The organism is Phascolarctobacterium sp., from assembly GCF_030531065.1.
In the GTDB taxonomy this organism is placed as follows: domain Bacteria; phylum Bacillota; class Negativicutes; order Acidaminococcales; family Acidaminococcaceae; genus Phascolarctobacterium_A.
Genome location: NZ_JAUNOQ010000001.1, coordinates 67,493 through 88,588, shown reverse-complemented (window position 1 = coordinate 88,588; position 21,096 = coordinate 67,493). Strand labels below are relative to the sequence as shown.

General features: G+C 52.7%; 18 protein-coding genes. 3 read left to right on the top strand and 15 right to left on the bottom strand.

What is annotated here, in order from left to right; translation table 11 throughout:
• Nucleotides 1-6: 6 nt before the first annotated feature.
• The 3 genes from Q4E64_RS00430 to Q4E64_RS00420 are packed head-to-tail and all read right to left on the bottom strand — an operon-like array spanning nucleotide 7 to nucleotide 3,026.
• Nucleotides 7-786, bottom strand: coding sequence for an SDR family NAD(P)-dependent oxidoreductase (locus tag Q4E64_RS00430; protein ID WP_303165688.1), 780 nt, complete (start codon nucleotides 784-786; stop codon nucleotides 7-9).
• Nucleotides 773-2,326, bottom strand: a complete 1,554-nt coding sequence (locus tag Q4E64_RS00425) for a cell wall metabolism sensor histidine kinase WalK (protein WP_303165687.1) — start codon at nucleotides 2,324-2,326, stop codon at nucleotides 773-775. The genes Q4E64_RS00430 and Q4E64_RS00425 overlap by 14 nt, the downstream gene beginning before the upstream one ends.
• A gap of 7 nt (nucleotides 2,327-2,333) precedes the next feature.
• Nucleotides 2,334-3,026: a response regulator transcription factor gene (locus Q4E64_RS00420; RefSeq protein WP_303165686.1), complete on the bottom strand. Its 693-nt coding sequence runs from the start codon at nucleotides 3,024-3,026 to the stop codon at nucleotides 2,334-2,336.
• Nucleotides 3,027-3,295: 269 nt separating this feature from the next.
• On the opposite strand from Q4E64_RS00420, the gene Q4E64_RS00415 reads away from it, so the two are divergent.
• Complete coding sequence (locus Q4E64_RS00415) at nucleotides 3,296-3,916, top strand: DUF3106 domain-containing protein (RefSeq protein WP_303165685.1); 621 nt, start codon at nucleotides 3,296-3,298, stop codon at nucleotides 3,914-3,916.
• Between the two features lie 123 nt (nucleotides 3,917-4,039).
• On the opposite strand, the gene Q4E64_RS00410 is transcribed toward Q4E64_RS00415, so the two are convergent.
• Entirely contained in the window at nucleotides 4,040-4,462 is a 423-nt protein-coding gene (locus tag Q4E64_RS00410) for a hypothetical protein (protein ID WP_303165684.1), read from the bottom strand.
• A gap of 207 nt (nucleotides 4,463-4,669) precedes the next feature.
• On the opposite strand from Q4E64_RS00410, the gene Q4E64_RS00405 reads away from it, so the two are divergent.
• On the top strand, nucleotides 4,670-5,257 hold the full coding sequence (locus tag Q4E64_RS00405; RefSeq protein WP_303165683.1) for a TetR/AcrR family transcriptional regulator: 588 nt from the start codon (nucleotides 4,670-4,672) through the stop codon (nucleotides 5,255-5,257).
• A gap of 210 nt (nucleotides 5,258-5,467) precedes the next feature.
• Here the strand turns inward: Q4E64_RS00405 and Q4E64_RS00400 are convergent, their stop codons facing one another.
• The 8 genes from Q4E64_RS00400 to Q4E64_RS00365 all read right to left on the bottom strand — a co-directional run bounded on the left by Q4E64_RS00400 (nucleotide 5,468) and on the right by Q4E64_RS00365 (nucleotide 17,286).
• A complete protein-coding gene (locus Q4E64_RS00400; RefSeq protein WP_303165682.1) occupies nucleotides 5,468-6,712 on the bottom strand; it encodes a 2-hydroxyacyl-CoA dehydratase in 1,245 nt (414 codons plus the stop codon).
• A gap of 13 nt (nucleotides 6,713-6,725) precedes the next feature.
• Nucleotides 6,726-9,659: an acyl-CoA dehydratase activase-related protein gene (locus tag Q4E64_RS00395; protein ID WP_303165681.1), complete on the bottom strand. Its 2,934-nt coding sequence runs from the start codon at nucleotides 9,657-9,659 to the stop codon at nucleotides 6,726-6,728.
• A 122-nt stretch (nucleotides 9,660-9,781) separates the two neighbouring features.
• The gene (locus Q4E64_RS00390; RefSeq protein WP_303165680.1) at nucleotides 9,782-10,450 is read right to left on the bottom strand and encodes a TetR/AcrR family transcriptional regulator; all 669 of its coding nucleotides are present in this window, start codon (nucleotides 10,448-10,450) and stop codon (nucleotides 9,782-9,784) included.
• Nucleotides 10,451-10,505: 55 nt separating this feature from the next.
• Complete coding sequence (locus Q4E64_RS00385) at nucleotides 10,506-11,627, bottom strand: ABC transporter permease (RefSeq protein WP_303165679.1); 1,122 nt, start codon at nucleotides 11,625-11,627, stop codon at nucleotides 10,506-10,508.
• Between the two features lie 11 nt (nucleotides 11,628-11,638).
• A complete protein-coding gene (locus tag Q4E64_RS00380) occupies nucleotides 11,639-12,757 on the bottom strand; it encodes an ABC transporter permease (RefSeq protein ID WP_303165678.1) in 1,119 nt (372 codons plus the stop codon).
• A complete protein-coding gene (locus Q4E64_RS00375; RefSeq protein ID WP_303165677.1) occupies nucleotides 12,754-14,517 on the bottom strand; it encodes an ATP-binding cassette domain-containing protein in 1,764 nt (587 codons plus the stop codon). The genes Q4E64_RS00380 and Q4E64_RS00375 overlap by 4 nt, the downstream gene beginning before the upstream one ends.
• Before the next feature lie 13 nt (nucleotides 14,518-14,530).
• A complete protein-coding gene (locus Q4E64_RS00370) occupies nucleotides 14,531-15,523 on the bottom strand; it encodes an HlyD family efflux transporter periplasmic adaptor subunit (protein WP_303165676.1) in 993 nt (330 codons plus the stop codon).
• Nucleotides 15,524-15,678: 155 nt separating this feature from the next.
• Nucleotides 15,679-17,286, bottom strand: a complete 1,608-nt coding sequence (locus tag Q4E64_RS00365; RefSeq protein WP_303165675.1) for a Na/Pi cotransporter family protein — start codon at nucleotides 17,284-17,286, stop codon at nucleotides 15,679-15,681.
• Nucleotides 17,287-17,362: 76 nt separating this feature from the next.
• Between Q4E64_RS00365 and Q4E64_RS00360 the strand changes: the two genes are divergently transcribed.
• On the top strand, nucleotides 17,363-17,623 hold the full coding sequence (locus Q4E64_RS00360) for a hypothetical protein (protein WP_303165674.1): 261 nt from the start codon (nucleotides 17,363-17,365) through the stop codon (nucleotides 17,621-17,623).
• Between the two features lie 317 nt (nucleotides 17,624-17,940).
• Here the strand turns inward: Q4E64_RS00360 and Q4E64_RS11405 are convergent, their stop codons facing one another.
• The 3 genes from Q4E64_RS11405 to Q4E64_RS00350 all read right to left on the bottom strand — a co-directional run bounded on the left by Q4E64_RS11405 (nucleotide 17,941) and on the right by Q4E64_RS00350 (nucleotide 21,096).
• Nucleotides 17,941-18,018, bottom strand: a complete 78-nt coding sequence (locus tag Q4E64_RS11405) for a putative holin-like toxin (protein ID WP_366936050.1) — start codon at nucleotides 18,016-18,018, stop codon at nucleotides 17,941-17,943.
• A gap of 235 nt (nucleotides 18,019-18,253) precedes the next feature.
• The gene (locus Q4E64_RS00355) at nucleotides 18,254-19,432 is read right to left on the bottom strand and encodes an S-layer homology domain-containing protein (protein ID WP_303165673.1); all 1,179 of its coding nucleotides are present in this window, start codon (nucleotides 19,430-19,432) and stop codon (nucleotides 18,254-18,256) included.
• A 905-nt stretch (nucleotides 19,433-20,337) separates the two neighbouring features.
• Nucleotides 20,338-21,096, bottom strand: coding sequence for an amino acid ABC transporter ATP-binding protein (locus tag Q4E64_RS00350; protein ID WP_303165672.1), 759 nt, complete (start codon nucleotides 21,094-21,096; stop codon nucleotides 20,338-20,340).

Sequence of the window (21,096 nt, the reverse complement as noted above, 5' to 3'; positions counted from 1 at the left end):
TATTTATCAGCCCGCAGTCAAGCCGCCGTCGACGGTCACAACCGAGCCCGTCATAAAGCTGTTGGCGGGCGACGCCACGCTGCACACCGCATGAGCGATTTCCTCAGCGCGGCCTATGCGCCCCAAGGGATAAGCCGCCGCCATGTCCGCCAGCGTATAGCTCTCGTCCGCGTCCACCAGCTGCCGCGCCAAAAGCGGCGTATCCACATCCGCCGGGCACACGCAGTTCACGCGGACGGACGGAGCCAAATCCAGCGCCAACGCCCGCGTCAGCGCCACCACCGCGCCCTTGCTGGCGCAATACACAGGGCAACCGTAATTGCCGCTGACGCCTGCGTCCGAAGCGATATTAACGATGCTGCCGCCGCCATACATCCGCGGCAGCGCCGCCTGCGTCAAAAGCAGCGTACCCTTCACATTGCAATCCATAATTTCCGCATAATCCGCCTCCGACATTTGTTCCAGGCGCTGCTCCCGGTATACGCCCGCACTGTTGACCAAAATATCCAGCGTCCAGTCCGCGTGCCCTTCGCAAACGCCGATTTCCGCCAACGCCTGACGACAGGCAGCGGCACTGCGCACGTCGCAGGCAAGATAAACAGCCTCCGCTCCCGTTTGCTGCCGCAGCGTAGCCACCGCCCGCTCTCCCCGCTGGCGGCTGCGTCCCAAAATATACACCCGCGCGCCGTCGGCCAGCAGCTTAGCGGCCACCGCCAGCCCAATGCCCGACGTGCCGCCGCTGATTAACGCCGTCAACCCCTGACAGCCGTAATTAAGCTTCTTCATTATCATTCTCCTTCATCTTGAGCTGCGGCGGCAAAAGCACCGTAATCGTAGTGCCTGCTCCCAGCTCGCTACTCAGCTCCAGCTGCATATCGTGGCGCAGGGCAATCTGCTTGGCAATGGCCAGGCCCAGGCCGCTGCCGCTTTTATTCTGCTCGTTACGCGCCTTGTAAAAACGGTCGAAGGCATGGGGTACGTCCTCCGGCTTAATGCCGCAGCCGTAGTCGATTATTTGCAGCTTGCCGCCTGCCAGGCGCAGCTCGATGCCGCCGCCCTCCGGCGAAAATTTAATACTGTTATGCAGAAAAATCATCAGCATCTGGCGCAAGCGTCCATAATCGCCGTTGAGCATATATAAATCGGTATCCAGCCGCGAGGTAATCTGCAAATTTTTCTCCTTGCCCAGCTGCCGCGAGCCGCGCGCCGCATCCTGAATCACGTCGCATAAATTCAGCGGCGCTTTTTCAATCGGGAAATCCGTATTCTGCAAACGCGACAAATCCAGCAGATCGTTAATCAAGCGCTGTAAGAAAATGCTTTCATTATACATCTGCTCGTGGAACTCCTCCACCTCCGCCTTGTCCGTCACTACGCCGTCGCGTAAAGCTTCAAGGCTGCCGCGAATAACCGTCACCGGCGTGCGCAGCTCGTGGGAAATATTGGCGATAAAGTCCCGGCGCAGCTTTTCCAGCTTCTGGCTTTCCTCGTCGGCCAGCTGCAAGCGCTGCGCTAAAATATCCAGCGTGCGCGCCAGCTCGCCTATCTCGTCCTTCTGCACGATATCGTTGCGCACTTCGTAATCACGTTCGGCCAAACGCTCCGCATTGTTGCGCATCAGCTTCATGGGCCGCGTAAAGCGCCAGCTTAAAATAACACTCAGCACTACGCCCAAAGCCAGCGCCGCCAACACGCTCAAAAATAAAATGCGCAAGCCCGCCCAAATTGCGTCGTGCAGGCCCTGCACCGGCGAATGCAGCAGCACTACGGCCTTGACCGCGCCGGTTTTATCGTAAACAGGTTCGCCGACCGTCAGCATAATCCCGTCCAGCCAATCGTTATATTCCTCTACGTTAAAGCGCTGCCCGGCAAAGCCCTGCTCCACTTTTTCACGGATATGCGGCGGCAGCTTATCATAGGCTTCCTTGGGATTCTGCGGCGGCGCCGGCATCTGCATACCGCCGTGCCGCCCATGCCCGTGCATCTTTTGCCTGCGGGCCTGCATCTGCCGCTCCATACGTTCTTTATTGATGTTCAGCCCGCGTTCGCTGTCCACCACCCAGACGATTTCCTGCGTAATATTATCAAGGTAGTTAATAAAACGGCTGCTCGAAATGCCCGCGCCGTAGCGCTGCTCCAAAAAGCCCATATTATCGCTGATAACCTCGGCGATTTTTTGCGCCTGCACGCGCATCTCCCGCTTTTTTAAATCGATAGTATGCTGGCGGAAAAATTCGTAAAACACGCCGCCGATAATCAGCGCGAACACCAGCAGCACCGCCGTAAAATACAACGTCAGTTTAAGAGCGATTTTATTTTTCATCATGCCCTGCCTATGCCTTTACCTCAAAGCGGTAGCCCACGCCCCAAATTGTTTTTATCTCCCAGCCCGGATGCTCCAATTTATCTACCTTAGCGCGCAGCCGTTTAATATGGGAATCGACGGTACGGCTGTCGCCGAAGTAATCGTAGCCCCAAATGCTGTCCAAAAGATTATCGCGGCTGAAAACCTTAGTATTGTTTTTCGCCAGCGTCCACAAAAGTTCGATTTCCTTTTTGGTCAGCGGCACCTCCTGCCCGTCAATCTGCACCTCGTACTTATCCAGATTGATAAAAAGGTTGGCGCAGGTTAAAACATTTTTCGCCGCAGGCTCCTGCACCTGAATCCGCCGCAGCACCGCCCGCACCCTGGCCATCACCTCGCTGGCGGAAAATGGCTTGATAACGTAATCGTCCGCGCCAATGTCCAGCCCCATAATTTTATCGTAATCCTCGCCGCGAGCCGTAATCATAATAATTGGCACCATGGATTCGCGCCGCAAACGGCGGCAAACTTCAAAGCCGTCCACCTGCGGCATCATCACATCCAGCAGCACCATAACGATTTCCTCCTGATAGCGGGCGTATTTATCCAACGCTTCCGCTCCGTCCAGAGCGACAACGGGCTCCAAGCCCTCCTTCTTGGCATAGCCGGAAAGAATGGTCGTAATTTGTTTATTATCGTCGGCGATTAAAATTTTTTTCATATGCGTCACCTCCGCAGCTTCCGCCAGATTATTCCTTTCTTCTATATTATATAATAGCGTAACGCAAAATTGTGTTAAAAGTATGACCGCCGACTAAAATAATTTTTTCTAAAACGCCGCCAAAAAACATAAAAAAGCCATAATCGTCCTGTACAATAAAGACAATCCAAGGAGCAAGTCAAAAAGTAAAACAAAAATCAGGGCGCGTCCAGCGCCCGGCATCCTAAAAATAAAAGCAGGAAAAAATTACAGACGAGGAGTGATTATTTATGTTGAACTTGAAAAGAACCTTACTGGCAGGCGCCGTCTTAACCGCACTGTGCGCCAGCGTTTTTGCCGCCGAACCGGCGGATAATTCCGCAAGCCAACCGACGATGCGTGAGCGCGTCAACGCCATCCTGAGCGATGGCGGCACAACCGATAACGACCGCGCCCCGCGCGGTGAAAAACGCCGCCCGAAGCTGACGCCGGAACAACGCGAGAAGCTGGCCCAGCGCCGCGCCGAGTGGGAAAAGATGACGCCAGAGCAACGCCGCGAAGCCCGCGAAAAATGGCAAAAGGAATGGCAAGAGCGCCACGAAGAATACGCTAAAGCGGCAATGGCCAAGTTGAGCGACGAACAAAAAGCCGAGGTAGAAGCCTTCATTAAAGAAGATATCGCTCAACGCCAGGAGCGCCGCGCAAAATTAGACGGCATGACGCCGGAGCAGCGCGAAGCAGTCCGCGCCAACCTGCCGCTGCACCATAAGGAATGGCGCGGCCATCGCGGCGGCTACAGACATTGGCGCGACGGCGAACGCTATCGCGGCTGGCGTCACGACGACAGACATTGGGGCGGCCCCGGCCCGCGTCACGGCGGCCCGCGACCCGACTGCCCGGCCTTCGATTAAAATTTTACAGCCCACACATAACATCTCCTTCATAAAATAAAAACGAAGCTCCGCTTTCTAAGCAACGATAGAAGCGGAGCTTCGCTTATTTTAGATTAAATCCATAATTTAACCGTCAAATTTTTAATTATAGCTGGGACGACAGGGACTGGTTACGCGCCGCCATAGCCTGACCAAGCAGGACTGTTTATCCAGTTCTTCCCGCGCCAGCTCCAGCCGTTGCTCAAAACCGCTGTGACGCCAATCGGCGGTAACGCGCATTTCAATAGCTGCCGCCGCGTTAAGCGTACCGCAGTACACCTTATCGCCCTGCCGCTTTGTTTCCAACAAATGTGCACCCTCGCTGACCACATGACGGCTGACGCAGCTCGCGCCCTGCACAATAACTCCGTCTAAGGGAATGCGCTCGCCCGGCAGCACTCGCAGCGTGTCGCCCACGGCCAGCTGATCCACCGGCGTCAGCCACTCGCGTTCCTGCCCTTTACAAATTATTACTCTGCGGCCGATAACAGGCTTGGCCGCCGTTAAAGCTTCCAAAGTATGCATTTTGCATCTGCTCCTTTCATATTGCTCATATTTTCAGCCGCCATTTTATCAGGCAGCGTTTCTTCATCAATATAATATTAAAAAGCGGGGCAAAGGAACAGCTACAAAATTTTTTACTGTTTATTATTGGACACATAAGTTAAAGTGTACTAAAATAAACATAATAAGGATTGCGTTCAGCAATGCCATCCAGACAGGAGTAACGCTATGGACAGACGCCAAACAAAAACAAGACAAGCTATTATCGACGCTTTCGTGCGCCTGCTTGCTAAGCACAGCTACGAAAAAATCAGCGTCAAGGACATCATCGACGCTGCCGATATCGGCCGCAGCACCTTTTACAGCCATTTTGAAACGAAGGACGAATTGGCGCGCAAAATGTGCCTGATGCTCTTCAAGCATATTTTCAGTCATACCATACCGCCCTGCAGCACCCATAATTTTTCCGAGGTTCAGCCTACGGCGGAAAATCGTATTGCGCATATTCTTTATCATCTGCGCGACAAGCGGCAATACTATCTGGGCATCATCAATTATGACGAAGGCTCTCTCTTTCTGCGCTTCTTCCGCGAATATATGCAGGAAAACCTGCGCATCATCGTCGCAGGCCCCAACAGGCTCAAGATAGCTCAAGTACCGGAGGATTTTCTTATCAGCCACATCGCCAGCAGCTTCATCGGCATGGTGCGCTGGTGGCTGAAAAATAATATGCGGCAGACGCCGGAGCAGATCGCTTCCTTTTATATGACGCTTATCAACCCCGCCATCGCCGAATTTGAATCCAAGCAGGAGTAACATTATACGTCCTATCAGTCGCTCCCCAAGGGGCGTGTGAATCGAAATGCGCAGAAACATTGCACAAGTGTGCGGCAGATTAGTCTCGTCAGCACAAGCCGTGTGAATTAAAGCCATCGTTATCCTCAGCGCAATCAAGACAAAAAGCAACGGCTTCGCCTACCAAAATCCGTAAGCGAAGCCGTTGTTTTCATTATCAATTTATTTTGCTTATTTTGCCGTAGCCAGCATCAGCTTGATGCGGTTTTCCTGATTGACGCGGGAGGCGCTGGCGTCGTAATCGATAGCCAGAATGTTGGCCTCCTCGGCAATCTCCTTAATCTTATTGATCATGCCGCGCCCGGCGATATGATTGGGCAGACAACCGAAGGGCTGGGCACAGATAATATTAGTATAGCCGCTGTGTACCAGCTCCAGCATTTCCGCCGTCAGCAGCCAGCCCTCGCCCATATTATTGCCGTAACCAATCACGCCTTTCGCCAAGGCTTTCGTTTCTTCATAAGTAGCCGGAGGGCTGAAAGGCGCCTTGCTCAGCGCCTGGTGCAGAATGCTTTCCAAATGCTTCAGGTACCACATCGCGCCCTTATTCGCTCCGTAGGTCAAAAAGCTGCCGCCGTAAAGCTTATAGTCGGTTAAATACGTATCCACGCAGTACATAACAAAGTTCAGCAGACCGGGCAGCATATATTCGCATTTTTGCTGCTGCAAAAATTTTTCCAGATTATTATTGCCCAGTGCGGCGTATTTAATATAAATTTCGCCCACGATGCCGACTTTGGTTTTCGGCGTGCTGACGATGGGCACGTCGGCAAATTCCTCGGCTATAGCCTTAGTCAGCTTTTTAATGCTGCTCAAAGCCTGGGCCTTGCCGTTTTGAAAAGCGGCGTCCAGCTTGTCCAGCCATTTTTTAGCCAAAGCGTCGCTGGCGCCCTGCACCACCTCATAGGGACGAATCTTATTCGTCAGGTACATCAAGGCGTCGCCGTAAATCACCGCCGCTAAAAATTTGCGCAGCATGGAAGCGTCCAGATGAAAGCCCGGCTGCTTTTCCAAACCGCTGACATTTAAGCTGATAACGGGTATATGGCTAAGCCCCGCTTTTTCCAAAGCTTTGCGCAGCAAATAAATATAATTGGAAGCGCGGCAGCCCCCGCCCGTCTGGCTGATAATCAGCGCCACGCGCTGCAAATCGTACTTACCGCTTTCCAAAGCGTTGAGCAGCTGCCCGATTACCAAAAGCGCGGGATAGCAAATATCGTTATTTACATATTTAAGGCCCGTTTCCACTACCTCGCGGCTGGTGTTCTGCAAAATTTCCGCTTTATAGCCGCAGCTTTTCAGCGCGGCCTGCAAGAGCGAAAAATGCAACGGCAGCATACCGGGAATCAGAATGGTATGGGTCTTTTTCATTGCCTCAGTAAAGGGGACGAAACCGGAATTTGTAGTTTCCGCCATCCAAAGCCCTCCTTTAATTATTATCCAGATCGAACAGATTGGCCGCCGAGAACAAGCTGCGAATGCGGATCTTGGCAGCGCCCAGGTTATCTATATCGTCTATTTTAATCTGCGTATAAATACGCCCGCACTCCTCCAGAATGCGGCGGCATTCGTCCGCAGTAATGGCGTCGCAGCCGCAGCCGAAGCTTACCAGCTGGATCATATGCATATCCGGATTTTCGGCGACGTATTTAGCGGCGGCGTACAACCTGCTGTGGTACGTCCATTGATTGAGCACCTGCAAATCGGCGTCCAACTCCTGCGGCTTTACATAAACGCTCACGGCGTCCTCGCTGACCAGCGCCGCGCCCATGGTCGTAATCAGCCGGTCAATGCTGTGGTTGACCTTGGGGTCGATATGATACGGCCGCCCGGCCAGCACTACGATGGGTGTGCCCAACGCGCGCGCCTGCGCGATAATTTTTTCGCCGCGCTCGCGCACCTGCGCTTCAAACGCATAGTACGCCTTAAACGCTGCGTCGACGGCGTTTTTTATTTGCGCCTTAGTCATATCCGGGTAATCCTTGCTAAACATTTCGTAAAGCTTTTTCACCAAAACCTTTTTATGCAGCAGCCCCAGATAATCAAAAAAGAAATTTACTTTCCCCAATTCGCGCATATTGGCGTGCAGCGCTTCGGGGTAATAAGCCACTACGGGGCAGTTATAACAGTTTTCCGCGCTGTGTTCGTCGATATTATACGTCATGCAGGGATAAAAAATATTTTGCACGCCCTTATCCAGGAGCCATTTAATATGCCCGTGCATCAGCTTCGCCGGATAGCAGACGGTATCGCTGGGTATCGTGTTCTGCCCCAGGCGGTAAATGGTTTTATCTTCAATAGGGCTGGTAACGACTTTAAAGCCCAAAGCGTTGAGCAGCGCCTGCCAGAACGGCAGCAGCTCGTACATATTAAGCCCCATGGGCACGCCCATAGTGCCACGTGTCTGGCGGTCGTTGTTGGGCAGCTGCTTGAGCAGCTCCAGCTTTTGCCGGTACAGATTCAAATCATCCTTGGGAGCCATATGCGTAATGGGGCGTTCGCAGCGGTTGCCGCTGATAAAGCGCTTACCGCTGGCGAAGGTATTGACCGTCAGATGGCAATGGTTGCTGCACAAACCGCAGGTCACGCCCTTAACGGTGTGCGTAAAATCGCGCAGCTGCTGTAAATTCAAAATCGTTGTCGGTCGCGGCTCTTCTACGTATCGTCTTTGCGCGTACAACGCCGCGCCGTAAGCGCCCATCAAGCCCGCGATATTGGGGCGCACTACCTGCAGGCCCATCTCCTGCTCGAAAGCGCGCAGCACGCAATCGTTCAGGAACGTGCCGCCCTGTACGACGATGTGCTTGCCGATGGCTTCCTTACTGCCGGGGCGGATAACTTTATATAAAGCGTTTTTCACAATGCTGATGGACAGACCCGCGCTGATATTGGCGACGGAAGCGCCGTCCTTCTGCGCCTGCTTAACGCTGCTATTCATGAATACGGTGCAGCGGCTACCCAAATCCACGGGTTTATCGGCCAGCAAGCCGATTTTAGCAAATTCTTCCGCCGTGTAGCCTAAGATTTCGGCGAAGGTCTGCAAAAAGCTGCCGCAGCCGCTGGAGCAGGCTTCGTTCAAAAAGATATTGTCAATCGCGCCATTGTGGATTTTCAGGCACTTCATATCCTGCCCGCCGATGTCCAGAATAAAATCCACCTGCGGCTCCAAATGCTGCGCGGCGTAAAAGTGCGCCATGGTTTCGACAATGCCGTAATCGATACCGAAGCCGTGACGGATTAAATCCTCGCCGTAGCCGGTAACGGCACCGCCAAGCAGGCGGCAGCCGGGATATTTTTGATAAAAGCCCGTTAAATAATCGCGCACCGCCACAACGGGATTGCCCTTATTACTCTGGTAAAAAGAATCCAACAGTTCGCCCTGCGGGCTGATGACGGCGATTTTAATCGTCGTGCTGCCGGAATCTATGCCGATAAACGCCTGCTCTGCGTCCTCCGGCGAACCGATAGCGACGGACTCGCGCTGATGCCTGCGCGCGAACTCCGCATATTCTTCCTCGTTTTTAAACAGCGGCGGCAAATGCTCAAAGGTATGCGTCTTAATCGCCGCTTCTAATTTTGCCGGCAGCGCGTCCAAATCCACCTCGCGCTCAGCGCAGAAGGCCGCGCCCATCGCCACGTAGTACAAGCTGTTCTCCGGGCACACGCCTTTGATATGCAAAATATTATCGAAGCTTTCGCGTAAGCAGCTGATAAAAGTCAACGGCCCGCCAAGGTACAGGACGTCGCCCTCAATGGGGCGGCCCTTCGCCAACCCTGTAACCGTCTGGCTGGCAACGGCGTGGAAAATGCTGGCCGCCAAATCGCTTTTAGCAGCGCCCTGGTTGAGCAGCGGCTGGATATCGCTTTTGGCAAAGACGCCGCAGCGGCTGGCGATGGTGTAGGTAGTCGTAGCCTGCCGCGCCAAATCGTTCATGTCCGCAGTTTCTACGTTCAAAAGCGAGGCCATCTGGTCGATAAACGCGCCGGTGCCGCCCGCGCAGCTGTCGTTCATGCGCGCGTCAAAGTGACGGCCCAGGAATAATATTTTCGCGTCCTCGCCGCCCAGCTCAATAACCGCGTCCGTTTCCGGGTGCAGCCGTTCCGTGCAAACCTTTTCGGCAAAGACCTCCTGCACAAACTGCAGGCCGCAGCCTTCGGCAACGCCGATGCCCGCGCTGCCGCTGATAGCCAAATGCGCCGTGCGCAGGCCGGGAAATTTTTGTAAAAGTTCGTCGTGCAATTCCAGTATTCTTTTGGCGATCTGGCTGTAATGCCGCTGGTATTTGCAATACAGCAAATTGCCCGCGTCATCGAGCGCCGCTATTTTGATAGTGGTGCTGCCAACGTCCAATCCAATCCGCATAGTAACCTCCGTTAGCCTTGATTCATCTGCCCATAAATTTTCACTTTATATTTTACCGCTTAACTGCAAATTAGTAAAAGGGTTATGCGAATAAACAACTAAAAAAAACGCAAACTTCACAATTAATTCATCTTTAATTCATTTTTAGGCAACGCCTTTTTATAACGCGCCAAATTTTCCAAAACATAGCTTTCCAGCTTGCCCAAAAAATCGTCGCGATCAAAATAATCCGGCAAATGCTGCATAATCGGGCTGCGGTGCTGCAAATAAATCAGCATGAACGGAGCCATCGTCCCGAAGATGCAAGCGTACAGGCGCATATCGGAGCGCGGCAGCTCCAGATATTGCGCGAATAGCTGCACAACAATAGTAAATTTAGGCAAATTGCTATTGAAGATTTCCATGAATTGCGGCGACGGCGTAAGCAATTCGCGCGTCCACACTTCAACATACCAATTCGTCTGCTGCAAAACATTAACGATATACAAACGCAAAAACGCCGTTATCTTTTCTTCGGAAGATTGCGGGCTGCCAAGCAAAGCGTCAAGCTCTTCCAAGCTCATCAAATGGTCGTGTACCTCCTGCAAAACCGCTATATACAAGCCTTCACGGCTGCCAAAATGATAATTGACGGCGGCCATATTAACCTGCGCCGCCTGGCAAATGCTTTTGCTGGTGGTCTGCGCAAAGCCGCGCTCGGCAATAAGCCGTCCGGCGCATTCGATGATATGAGCGCGCGTTTCCAAGCCGTCGCTGCGCGAAGCAAGATGCGCGTAAGCTGGTTGTTTCATTATATCTAACTCCTCGTATAGTCCATTGTCAAAAACGCAAATTTAAAAATCCGGCTCAGGATAATTTATTGCGGAAGAGCCAGCCCGCCGTCGGCATCGTCACCGACGCCACCGCCAGCATGGGAATAAAATTAAAGGCGATATCGCCCAGCGTACAACCCTCCAGATAAATGCGGCGGAACGCTTCGATGGCAAAACGCAAAGGGTTGGCGTAAGTAGCGTATTGCAGCGCTTCCGGCATATTGCGCACCGGCGTAGCCATGCCCGACAGCAGCACCATGGGCAGCAGCAAAACGAAGCTGTACACCATAACCTGCTGCATATTGTTGGAAATCGCCGAAACCGACAGCCCGATGCCCACGCTGCTGGCGAGGAAAATGAACAGCGTCAGGTACAGCGTCAACAGCGAACCGCCGAAAGGAATCGCAAACCAATAACGCGCCACCAACAGCACCAGCGTCCCCTGCAGCATACCGATGAGAATCGGCGGCACGGCCTTGCCCAGCAAAATTTCGCCCGGCGTCAGCGGCGTTACCAAAAGCTGGTCGAATGTTCCCTGCTCGCGTTCCTTGGCTACGGAAAGCCCCGCCAGAATCATCACCTGAATAAAAGTCAGCAGCCCCAACATAGCCGGCAAAAACATCCAGCGCGTAATCAAATTAGGATTGTACCAGCTTATCGTTTCAATTTGCAGAAGCTGGCGGCCGTCGTGCAGCGCGGCGTTAAACCCGGCGACGACGCTGCCCACATACCCAGCCACGATGCCGGCAGTCGTAGTATTGCGTCCGTCCGTAATAATTTGCAGCGGCGCCTGTACGCCCGCGTGCAGGCGGTCGGCAAAATCCTGCGGAATGACGACGACCAGCAAAGCGGCGTCAGAGTCGATACAGTCCGCTATCTGCGCGCTGCTTTGCAAGGTAGCGGCGCGGTGGAAAATCCCCGTCCCGTCCAGCCGCGCCGCAAATTCAGCGGACAACGCGCTGCGGCTGTGGTCCAGCAGCGCATAGGGCACATTATCCAAATTATACGTCGACGCATAACCGAAAACAATGCTTTGCACAATAACGGGAATTACTAAAATTATGCGCACCCGCGGGTCTTTAATCGTAGCGAGAATTTCCTTCACGATAATAAATTTGAGTCGGCGTAAAAATATTTTTAACTCTTGCACTTTCATTCCCCCTCGCATCAATCCAGCCTTTTGCGCGTCACCTTAAAGGCAAGCGCCATAAACAGAATTGCGTACCCCAACAGGATAAGATTATTTTTAACAATCAATCCCCAATTATCGCCCGCCAAAAACAGCGTTTTTAAAAGCTGCATATAGTACGTAGGCGGCAGCACGTAACCGATGGCGCTTATCCATTCGGGCACGCTGCGCAAATCGAAGAGCAGTCCCGTCAGCATCATCACCGGCATAATGCTGACGATAATGGATACCTGACAAGCAAGAAACTGGTTCTTCGTCAGCGCCGAAATTGTCAGGCCAATACTTAGCGCCACTAAAAGATAAAGCATGGACGATAAAATGATAATCCAGAGCGAGCCGCGTACCGGCACGCCGAAAATATAATACGCGGACGCCAGGCACAGGCCGAAGCCCAGCATGGCGACGCAAAAGTAAGGCGCTACCTTGGCAAGCGCCAGTTCCAGAACGCGCACCGGCGTAACGAAGATTGCCTCCAGCGTGCCGCGCTCCCATTCGCGCGCCATGACCAGCGACGTTAAAAAAATGCCGACGAGGGACATGATCAGCACGATAATGCCTGGGATAAAGTACCAGGTGCTGGTGTTGGCTTCGTTAAACCAAATGCGGCTGACGACTGTCACCGACCCCATATCCGCCGCAGCCAAGAGCGACATCCACTGCTGCCATTGCATAAGGCCGCTTTCCACATAGCCCTTAATCATCGTCGCCGTCACCGAGTCCACTCCGTAAAGGATGAGCTGAACCTGCCCGCGCTGCTGGTAAAGCTGCTGCGTAAACCGCGGCGGCACGACCACAATCGCGTCCGCCTGCCGCGCGTCCATCAGGCGCACCGCTTCGCGCATGGAGGTTACGTAGCGCGGCTCAAAATAGTCCGAGCCGTTCATAAAGCTCACCATATCCTGCGCCGTCGGCGACGTATCCTGCAAAACCACTGCCGTCGGCACCTTTTTTACGTCCAGGGAGATGCCGTAGCCGATAATAAAAATCAGCATGATAGGCAGAACGACGCCGATGAGTAAGCTGCTGCGGTCGCGCAAGAGCTGCGTAAATTCTTTTTTTACTAAAGCGCCTAAGCGCGTAAAAAATCCGTTCATCATAATTTCCCTTTTTCGGCAGCGCGCGCCCGCTCGACGATGGCGATAAAGGCTTCGTTCATATTAGGCAGGTGCCGCCCATCCTGACAGCGGATAGCCGCCGGAGTATCCAGCGCCAGCATCCTGCCCTGGTCCTGAATCATAATCCTGTCGCAGTATTCCGCTTCCTCCATAAAATGCGTAGTAATGATAATCGTAGTGCCGCTCGCGGCCAAAGCCGTAATCTGCCGCCAGAACGTGCGCCGCGCCAAGGGGTCGATGCCGCTGGTCGGCTCGTCCAAAAATAAAATTTTCGGCTCGTGCAGCAGCGCCGCCGCCATGGAAAGCCGCTGCTTATAGCCGCCGGGCAGCTGCTCCGTCGGCGTTTCGCCCACGCCCGCCAAATCAAACTGCTCTTTAACCATGCGCATACGCTCGTCCAGCCGCGCGTCGTCCAAGCCGTACACGCCGCCGTAAAAGTGCAGGTTTTCGTCCACCGTCAAATTGCCGTACAAGGAAAATTTTTGCGCCACATAACCGACGTTGGCCCGCGCCTGATTACGCGCCCGCCGCAAATCCATTCCCGCCACCGACAAACTGCCGCTGGTCGCCGGCAAAAGTCCGCACAGCATTCTGAAGGTCGTCGTCTTGCCCGCGCCGTTGGGCCCCAGCAAGCCGAAAATTTCCCCGCGCCGCACGTTGAAGGAAGTATTATCCACAGCCGTAAAATCGCCGAAGCGCTTCACTAGGTCGCGCACTTCTATATCAACGTCCGTTCCCACGCTAAAGCCGCTCCGATAGTCGATGGGGAAGCTTTCGTTATTGAATTTATCGCCGCTGCGCTCGCGCAAAAGCAGCATGAACGCATCCTCCAGGCGAGGCTCTACCCGCGTAAGGATAAGCCCGGCGAAATATTTATACACGTCAAGGTCGCGCAATTCGCTCTCGTCGCTGGCAATAAAGCGCACAACGCCGCCTTCGGGCACGGCGTCCAGTACGCGCTGCTTGTCGTCCAGCAGGCAGGCCTGCAAAATGCGCGTCGGCACGCCCGTCGGCGGTTGCAGGCGGAAGCAGCGCCCCGCCGCCAAATTGCGCAGCGCCTGCGGCGCGCTTTGCGTCAGCACCGCGCCCTCGTGGACGACGATAACGCTGTCGCACAGCTCCGCTTCGTCCATATAGGCCGTGCTCACAACGACTGTAAGCCCTTCGCTCTTAACGAGCTCCTGCAAAATCTCCCACAGCTCGCGGCGTGATAAAGGGTCGACGCCCACCGTCGGCTCGTCCAATAGCAATAGCTCCGGCGAACGCACCAAGGTGCAGGCCAGCCCCAGCTTTTGCTTCATGCCGCCCGAAAGCTTGCCCGCCAGCCTGTCGGTAAAGGGCGCAAGACCCGTCATCCGCAAAAGCCGCGCGAAACGCTTCTGCCGCACGTCCGCAGCGATGCCGTGCAAATCGGCGTACAGGTTCATGTTTTCCTGCACGCTTAAATCTTCGTACAAGCCGAACTTCTGCGGCATATAGCTGATGCGCGACTGGATTTCCTGCGCGCAGCGCACGACGTCCCGTCCCAAAACAAGCAGCGAGCCTGCGTCGGGACGCAACAGCCCGCAGCACATACGCAAAAACGTCGTCTTGCCCGCGCCGTCCGGCCCGATTAAAGCTGTCATGCGTCCCTGCGCTATCTTCAGCGACACATCGCGCAAGGCGTATATTTTTTTATGCGCCGCCGCGTCGTTAAAGGTTCGCGTCAATCCTTCCGCAACAACGGCAAAATCTTTTTCCATAACAACGCACCTTCTACTCAAGCGTTACGGTAGCGGGCATCCCCAGACGCAACACATTGTCCGTATCGTCCACGTAAACGCGCACTTCGTACAAAAGGTCGCTGCGCAGCTCCGGCGTCTGCACGTTCTTAGGCGTAAATTCCGCCGTATCCGAAATGTAGCCTATGCTGCCGCGCAAAGGCTTGTCGGGATAGCTGTCGATAATCACCTGCGCCCGCTGCCCCGGTTTCACTTTGCCCAGCTGCATTTCGGAAACGTAAGCGCGCACCCATTTTTTCTCATTAACGCTGATTAAATATACCGGGTTCTGCGGCGACACCATATTGCCCGGCTCCTGCAAACGCGAACGGATAACGCCGTCCAACGGCGCGATTAATTGCGATTGCTCTAAATTGTATTCCTTAATTTTAAGGTTGGCCTTCAGCGACGCCAGCTGCGCCTCCGCTTCTTTGATATCTTCGGCGCGCGGGCCGATTTCCGCTAAACGCTGCGCCGCGCGCGCGTCGTCCAACGCTCCTGCGGCGGCTTTATAACGCGCGTTGGCGTCGTCCAGCTGCTGCTTGCTGATGGCGGACTGCGCGTACAAATTCCGCATCCGCCGTTTATACAGCAGAGCGTACTCGTGGTCGGCCGCCGCTTCGCGCTGACGCGCTTCGGCCTGCACAATCTCCTCCGGACGCGAACCGTTATGCAGGCGTTCCACTACCGCCTCCTGCGTTTTAATCTGCGCTTTGCTTTGCGCAATGTTCAGCTTGAGCGTGTCCGTGCGCAGAGTCGCCAAAAGCTGGCCTTTTTTCACAGCCTCGCCCTCCTCGGCCAGCATACTGTCAATGCGCTCGCTGGCGTTAAAAGCCAGAGAAACCTGCCGCACGTCCACGTTGCCGTACAGCGTCAGTTTACCGTCGTCCCGGTTGGCGCGGCAATAGAAAAAGCCGCCCACGCCCAACGCTACTACAAGCGCCGCCGCTACAGCCTGCTTATGCCTGCGGGTAAAAATCATTTCCATCACCTCGTATTATAATTAAAATTTGAATTTGAAATTATCAGTAAAAGAAAGACTGCATTCTAGCTGTACCAGAATACAGTCTTGCTAAGCTTAGTATAGCAAAGGCCGCAGCAAATTGCAAGAAAAAGAAAATATTCCGCTGCTCTTTTTTACTGCTAAAACGTTCCCTGCACCAGCTGACCGATATTTTTAGAATGGTCGGATACGCGCTTCATATTTATCAGCAGCTCCAGCATCACGAAGCCGGCCACAGGGTCGCAGCGGTGTTCGTTCAAACGTACAATATGATTCTTGCGGATTTCCTTTTGATAATGCTTCACCTCGCGGCACAAACGCACCGCGTCAGCGGCGATTTCCTTATCGTTTTTCTCCAGCGCCTCCAACGCTCTGCCGCTGGCGCGCAGCACCATTTCGCTCAGCTGTAGCAGCTCCTGCCGCGCTTCCTCAGAAAAGCGCACCTCGTCCTCAAAAATCATCCGCGCCTTTTTCGCCAGCGTTTCGCCATGGTCGCCGATACGCTCGATATCGTTGCAGGCGTGCAGCAGACCGGTATGACGGGCGGACAAAGCCTCGCTCATTTCCGTAGAGCTCATCTCCGTCAGGTAATCGGTAATATCCCGCTCCAGCGTGTCCACTACCGGCTCGTGCTCCAGCACATATTTTATTTTTTCCGCATCGTAGGCATGAATGGCTTCCATGCCCAGGCGCACGTCCTTACGCGCCAGATTGCCCATGCGCACTACCTCCTTCACCGCCAGGCTCATGGCAATGGAAGGCGTGCTCAGCATAGCCTTATCCAAGTAAACGGGCCGCAGGGAAACGCTGTCGTCCTTACCGGGCACAAGGCGTTCCACCAGCTTAATAAAAGGATTGACAAAGGGCATAAACAGCAGCGTATTGATAATGTTGAAGGCCGAATGCGCGTTGGCTATCTGACGGGCAATATCCTGAGGCGGCGACACATACATAACTATCTGCACGAACCAGTGCATAAAGGTTACGAAGATAAGGCTGCCGATTACATTGAACATTACGTGAGCCACAGCCACCCGCTTAGCCGTAATATTGGCCCGCAGCGACGCCAGTACCGCCGTCACACAGGTGCCGATATTATCGCCCAGCAGCACGGGAATAGCGCCCTCCAAAGGAATCAGCCCCTGCCCCGCCATAGCGATAAGAATACCTATCGTAGCGCTGCTGGACTGAATCAGTACCGTCATAATCGTGCCGACGCAGATACCCAGCAGTGGATTACTGGAAAAATGGCTGATAAAATCGACGAAGCCGGGATAATCCCGCAAGGGCATCACAGCCTTGCCCATCATATCCATGCCCAGCATCAAAATGCCAAAGCCCAGCACAACCTGGCCTAAATATTTGCCGCGGCGGCGCTTAGCCAATAGCTGCGTCAAGAAGCCCGCGAAGAGCAGCACCGTAATATAATCAGACAGCTTAAAGGCAATGAGCTGCGCCGTCATAGTCGTACCGATATTAGCGCCCATGATGATGCCAAAGCCCTGCTTGAGGGTCAGCAGTCCGGCGTTCACCAGACCTACGGTCATAACCGTCGTCGCGCCGCTGGCCTGCAGCACGGCCGTAACGACGGCGCCCAGCAGCACGCCCATGGCCAGCACGCCGGTCATGGCCTCCAATATTTTTTGCAGCTTAGCTCCGGCCGCCTTCTGCAAACCGTCGCCCATCAGCTGCATACCATACATAAACAAGGCGATGCCGCCTAAAAAGCCTAAAAAATATACGAGCATAAGTTAATTGCACCTCTCATATTATTGGTGCTTCTATTATACTAAAAAATCAAATCTGCGTAAAATTTTTTTACGGTTGAAAAGCAACGGAGCGGCCTCCGCCGGCGAAGGCATAGTGCTGGTCATTGCCTTTGTCAGCAAAGCTAAGTTCAGCGTTATCAAAAACTACTTCGACCTTTCGCTCGTCGCCATCAGCCTGATAATTTCTTTCACAGAATTTGGCCGTATGCAGGGCGTCGGCGTCGGTACGATCGTCGCCGCGCTTTTAGTCGACCGCTGGGTGCAACTTTACGACAATCATGTACATATCTTCGACCAATGGTTGCCGCGCGCTTAAAATTTAATCGGCGCAGCAAAAACCGCCGTACCTGCGAAAGCACGACGGCAAATATTGACTATTCATATTTTTAGTCTTATAATAGGTAAAGAGATAGCCGGTTGTGGTAAGTCGGCCTCTCCTCAAAATGTTTAATATTTGGAAAAGAGCCGCTTACCGTTAAGCGGTTTTTTTCATACTATTGACTATTTCTAATTTTCCGCTTATAATAACTAAAGAGATAGTCTGACTTTGGCTGGTCAGCTTTCTTCAAAACCGAATTATGTGAAAGAAGAGCTGCTCGCCTTAAGCGGCTCTATTTCATTTTGTAAGCGAAATTACTTACAAGCCGAAATAATGGTGGCTACGAGGATACCGAAAGCTATCATCAACGATAACGCTTCATATACTCTCACTGCTTACCACCTCCCCACAACGGGAAGAAAACCGACAATCAGACTATCTCGCAAATATTATAACACACATTCGCACGCTTGCGAAGCGTTTAGCGCAATTATATGAAAATATTTTTACTCATAACAAAGGCTGCCGTACCTGCGAAAGTACGGCGGTCTTTGCGCGCCTAAATCGACAAAAAGGGACGGCCGCAGCCGTCCCTAAATTTTTGAGAAATATTAACTTGCGCTTGGATTAGAAAGTGAATACTACCTGAGTCCAAATGGTTTCTGCGTCTTCACCATTTTCTTTATCTTCCAAGTCATACCATTCAACTTGAGCTACAATATTCTTAGCCAAAGCATAGTTAGCAAATACGCTGTAGCCTTTGAAGCCAAACAAGTCATCTGCTGCACCATTCATAGTGTGATCCATGTAAGTGCCTAAGCCCTGGTCATAGTATTTAGCTACCAAGCCCCAAGAACCGGGTTGGGAAGCTTTAGCGCCTTTGTAGGATGCGGTTACTACATAACCATCATCATCAACGTTAATATCATAATCATCGCCTTTAAGATACATAGCGCCTAATTTAACATTCTTATCAAATGCGTAGTTTGCGCTCAGTGCCCAAATATCGTTATCTAAGTCATCAATGCCTTCAATATCATTGAAGCTATAGTAACCAGCAGCTAAGCCCAAGCCAGCTACTTTACCAGTCAGTTCAGCATAGATAACTTCATCAGCAACATCAGTAGTTTTTTGAGCAGCTTTACCATAACCAGCGGTCAGTTTAACGTCTTTGCCATAAGAAGCTTGAATGCCATCAAAGCGGTTATCATATACGTTGCCTTCAGCAACTTTCAAATTATAACGACCACCTTGAACTGCTACGCCACCCAATTTGCCGTTTACATAAGCGCGTTGGAAATCTGTAGTTTCTTCGCCATCGTCATCTTTAAGATCTTGCTCGTTTTGTAACATGCCAGTGTAAGTCCAGTCATCGTTAATTTGACCGTTGAACCAAATACGGGAACGCAGCTTAGTTGCATAACCAGCACCATAATCTCTATCCGTATCAGTGTAGTGATAACGAACTTCACCGGTAATCTTTACAGCGTCAGCTTTCTTTTCCAAGTTAGCAACGCGCACGCCCAGAGTATCCAGCTCGTCAGCAAATTCAGCGGCCAGTTTGTCTACGTTAGCGCCTTTAGCCATTGCTTTAGCAACGATTTGAGCCATTTCATAACGGGTCATCAGCTTGTCGCCGCCGAAGGTAGCGTCGCCGTAACCGTCAACAATGCCTGCTGCTGCCAGCTTGTTTACGCTGTCATATGCCCAGTGGCCGGCCGGAACGTCGGAGAACGGATTGGCTGCGTAAGCGGATGCGGTTACGCCCAATGCCATAGCCATTGCGAGTACTAAGGATTTTTTCATTTTGTTTTCCTCCTCTAAGGATTATTTTATTTTTATAAAATGTCCTTAAAGCTTCGCCTCGCCGCTCCTTATGAGTTGCCTTGTTTCCTCACGCTTCGCGGTTCAGGTTTTTCCTCTCGGACAATTTATAAACTGGGTGAAGTCGGGGTGGTAAAATTTATTGCCAAACGATTCAGCGATTAGTAAAGCAATGATTGATTAGAAAGTGCTAGATGCGAGGAAGGGCGACGACGGCGTACTAGGAGTACGTCTAGGAGCCGCAACAAAGCAGATGATGCTCTATAAGCAGGCTTGTAGGACTGGTAGGCACCCAGCCCCACTAGCTCAAACAGCCAGCAAGGAAAGAGTATAACTCGCAGCGGACTTTTTTAACTCTCTGCCACCCCTGACAGAGCAATCTCTCACGTCCGCACCTTGCTTTGGATACATTATACCACACTTGTCCCCCCCGGCAAGAGTAAATTAGTTAGACTTATCGCAAAAATTAGCAAAATTTATGTAAGGTTCGTTCTAAACCCACGCCCGTCTTAATTCGGCCGCTTCCGCGGCCGCTCTTGCCAGGGTTCTACCCAATTTAGCGCGTGCTTGCGCGCAACTTCTCCGCCGCCTAACGGCGGCTCTCCTTCCCTTGCAGGGGAGACTAATTTCTAATTTTTAATTTCCCTTCAACGCGCAAAAAAATTACGCCGTACGTTAGCGTGCTGTACGGCGTAATTTAAGGAGAGGTGTATGATGAAAAGATATGTTTAGTGGAGTCGTTAGAAAGAAGCGCTTGCTTCGCTCAAGGGGTTCTTCCTTTCTCCGATTACTATTGTAGCAAATGGATATGACCAAAGTTAGTCCAGCTAGTAACATGTTTGTGAAAAAACAGCCGCCGGGCGGCAAACCCAACGGCTGTGAAATATTCATTTGAGAATTACGTTTAAGAAAGCCTTCAAGCGCTCGTTCTGCGGATTATCGAAAATCTCTGACGGCGTGCCCTGCGCCTGCACATGACCGTCAGCCATAAACACAACCTTCGTCGCCACTTCGCGGGCAAAGGCCATCTCGTGCGTTACTACCACCATAGTCATTTTTTCTTCGGCCAGCTCGCGCATGGTTTTCAAAACCTCGCCCGTCAGCTCCGGATCCAGCGAAGAGGTAGGCTCGTCAAACAGCATAATGGACGGCTTCATAGCTAAAGCGCGGGCGATGGCTACGCGCTGCTGCTGGCCGCCGCTCAGCTTGCGGGGGTACTCGTCCCGCTTATCGGACAAGCCAACCTTGGCCAGCAGCGCCTCCGCTTCCTTAATAGCCTGAGCTTTATCGCGCTTCTGTACGTTTACGGGCGCTTCGATAAGATTCTGCAGCACCGTCATATGAGGAAACAAATTGAACTGCTGGAACACCATGCCCATTTTACAGGCCACGCGGCGCACATCGTTCTTGTTTACATATTCCGCACCGGAACCGGTTTCGCGGCACAGAACCTCGCCGTCGATGGTGATACTGCCGCGGTCGACAGTTTCCAGCTTATTCAGGCAGCGCAGCAGCGTGCTTTTACCGCCGCCGGACGGACCGATAACAGCTACTACCTCGCCCTCGTTGACCTCCAGGTCGATGCCCTTGAGCACCTCCAGCTTATTAAAATTTTTCCAGATATTTTGCGCTTTGATTTTATTCAT

What these genes read in the sequence shown, in the direction of transcription:
- Q4E64_RS00430 (WP_303165688.1), bottom strand. Translation starts at nt 786, where the DNA reads ATGAAGAAGCTTAATTACGGCTGTCAGGGGTTGACGGCGTTAATCAGC.
- Q4E64_RS00425 (WP_303165687.1), bottom strand. Translation starts at nt 2,326, where the DNA reads ATGATGAAAAATAAAATCGCTCTTAAACTGACGTTGTATTTTACGGCG.
- Q4E64_RS00420 (WP_303165686.1), bottom strand. Translation starts at nt 3,026, where the DNA reads ATGAAAAAAATTTTAATCGCCGACGATAATAAACAAATTACGACCATT.
- Q4E64_RS00415 (WP_303165685.1), top strand. Translation starts at nt 3,296, where the DNA reads ATGTTGAACTTGAAAAGAACCTTACTGGCAGGCGCCGTCTTAACCGCA.
- Q4E64_RS00410 (WP_303165684.1), bottom strand. Translation starts at nt 4,462, where the DNA reads ATGCATACTTTGGAAGCTTTAACGGCGGCCAAGCCTGTTATCGGCCGC.
- Q4E64_RS00405 (WP_303165683.1), top strand. Translation starts at nt 4,670, where the DNA reads ATGGACAGACGCCAAACAAAAACAAGACAAGCTATTATCGACGCTTTC.
- Q4E64_RS00400 (WP_303165682.1), bottom strand. Translation starts at nt 6,712, where the DNA reads ATGGCGGAAACTACAAATTCCGGTTTCGTCCCCTTTACTGAGGCAATG.
- Q4E64_RS00395 (WP_303165681.1), bottom strand. Translation starts at nt 9,659, where the DNA reads ATGCGGATTGGATTGGACGTTGGCAGCACCACTATCAAAATAGCGGCG.
- Q4E64_RS00390 (WP_303165680.1), bottom strand. Translation starts at nt 10,450, where the DNA reads ATGAAACAACCAGCTTACGCGCATCTTGCTTCGCGCAGCGACGGCTTG.
- Q4E64_RS00385 (WP_303165679.1), bottom strand. Translation starts at nt 11,627, where the DNA reads ATGAAAGTGCAAGAGTTAAAAATATTTTTACGCCGACTCAAATTTATT.
- Q4E64_RS00380 (WP_303165678.1), bottom strand. Translation starts at nt 12,757, where the DNA reads ATGATGAACGGATTTTTTACGCGCTTAGGCGCTTTAGTAAAAAAAGAA.
- Q4E64_RS00375 (WP_303165677.1), bottom strand. Translation starts at nt 14,517, where the DNA reads ATGGAAAAAGATTTTGCCGTTGTTGCGGAAGGATTGACGCGAACCTTT.
- Q4E64_RS00370 (WP_303165676.1), bottom strand. Translation starts at nt 15,523, where the DNA reads ATGGAAATGATTTTTACCCGCAGGCATAAGCAGGCTGTAGCGGCGGCG.
- Q4E64_RS00365 (WP_303165675.1), bottom strand. Translation starts at nt 17,286, where the DNA reads ATGCTCGTATATTTTTTAGGCTTTTTAGGCGGCATCGCCTTGTTTATG.
- Q4E64_RS00355 (WP_303165673.1), bottom strand. Translation starts at nt 19,432, where the DNA reads ATGAAAAAATCCTTAGTACTCGCAATGGCTATGGCATTGGGCGTAACC.
- Q4E64_RS00350 (WP_303165672.1), bottom strand. Translation starts at nt 21,096, where the DNA reads ATGAATAAAATCAAAGCGCAAAATATCTGGAAAAATTTTAATAAGCTG.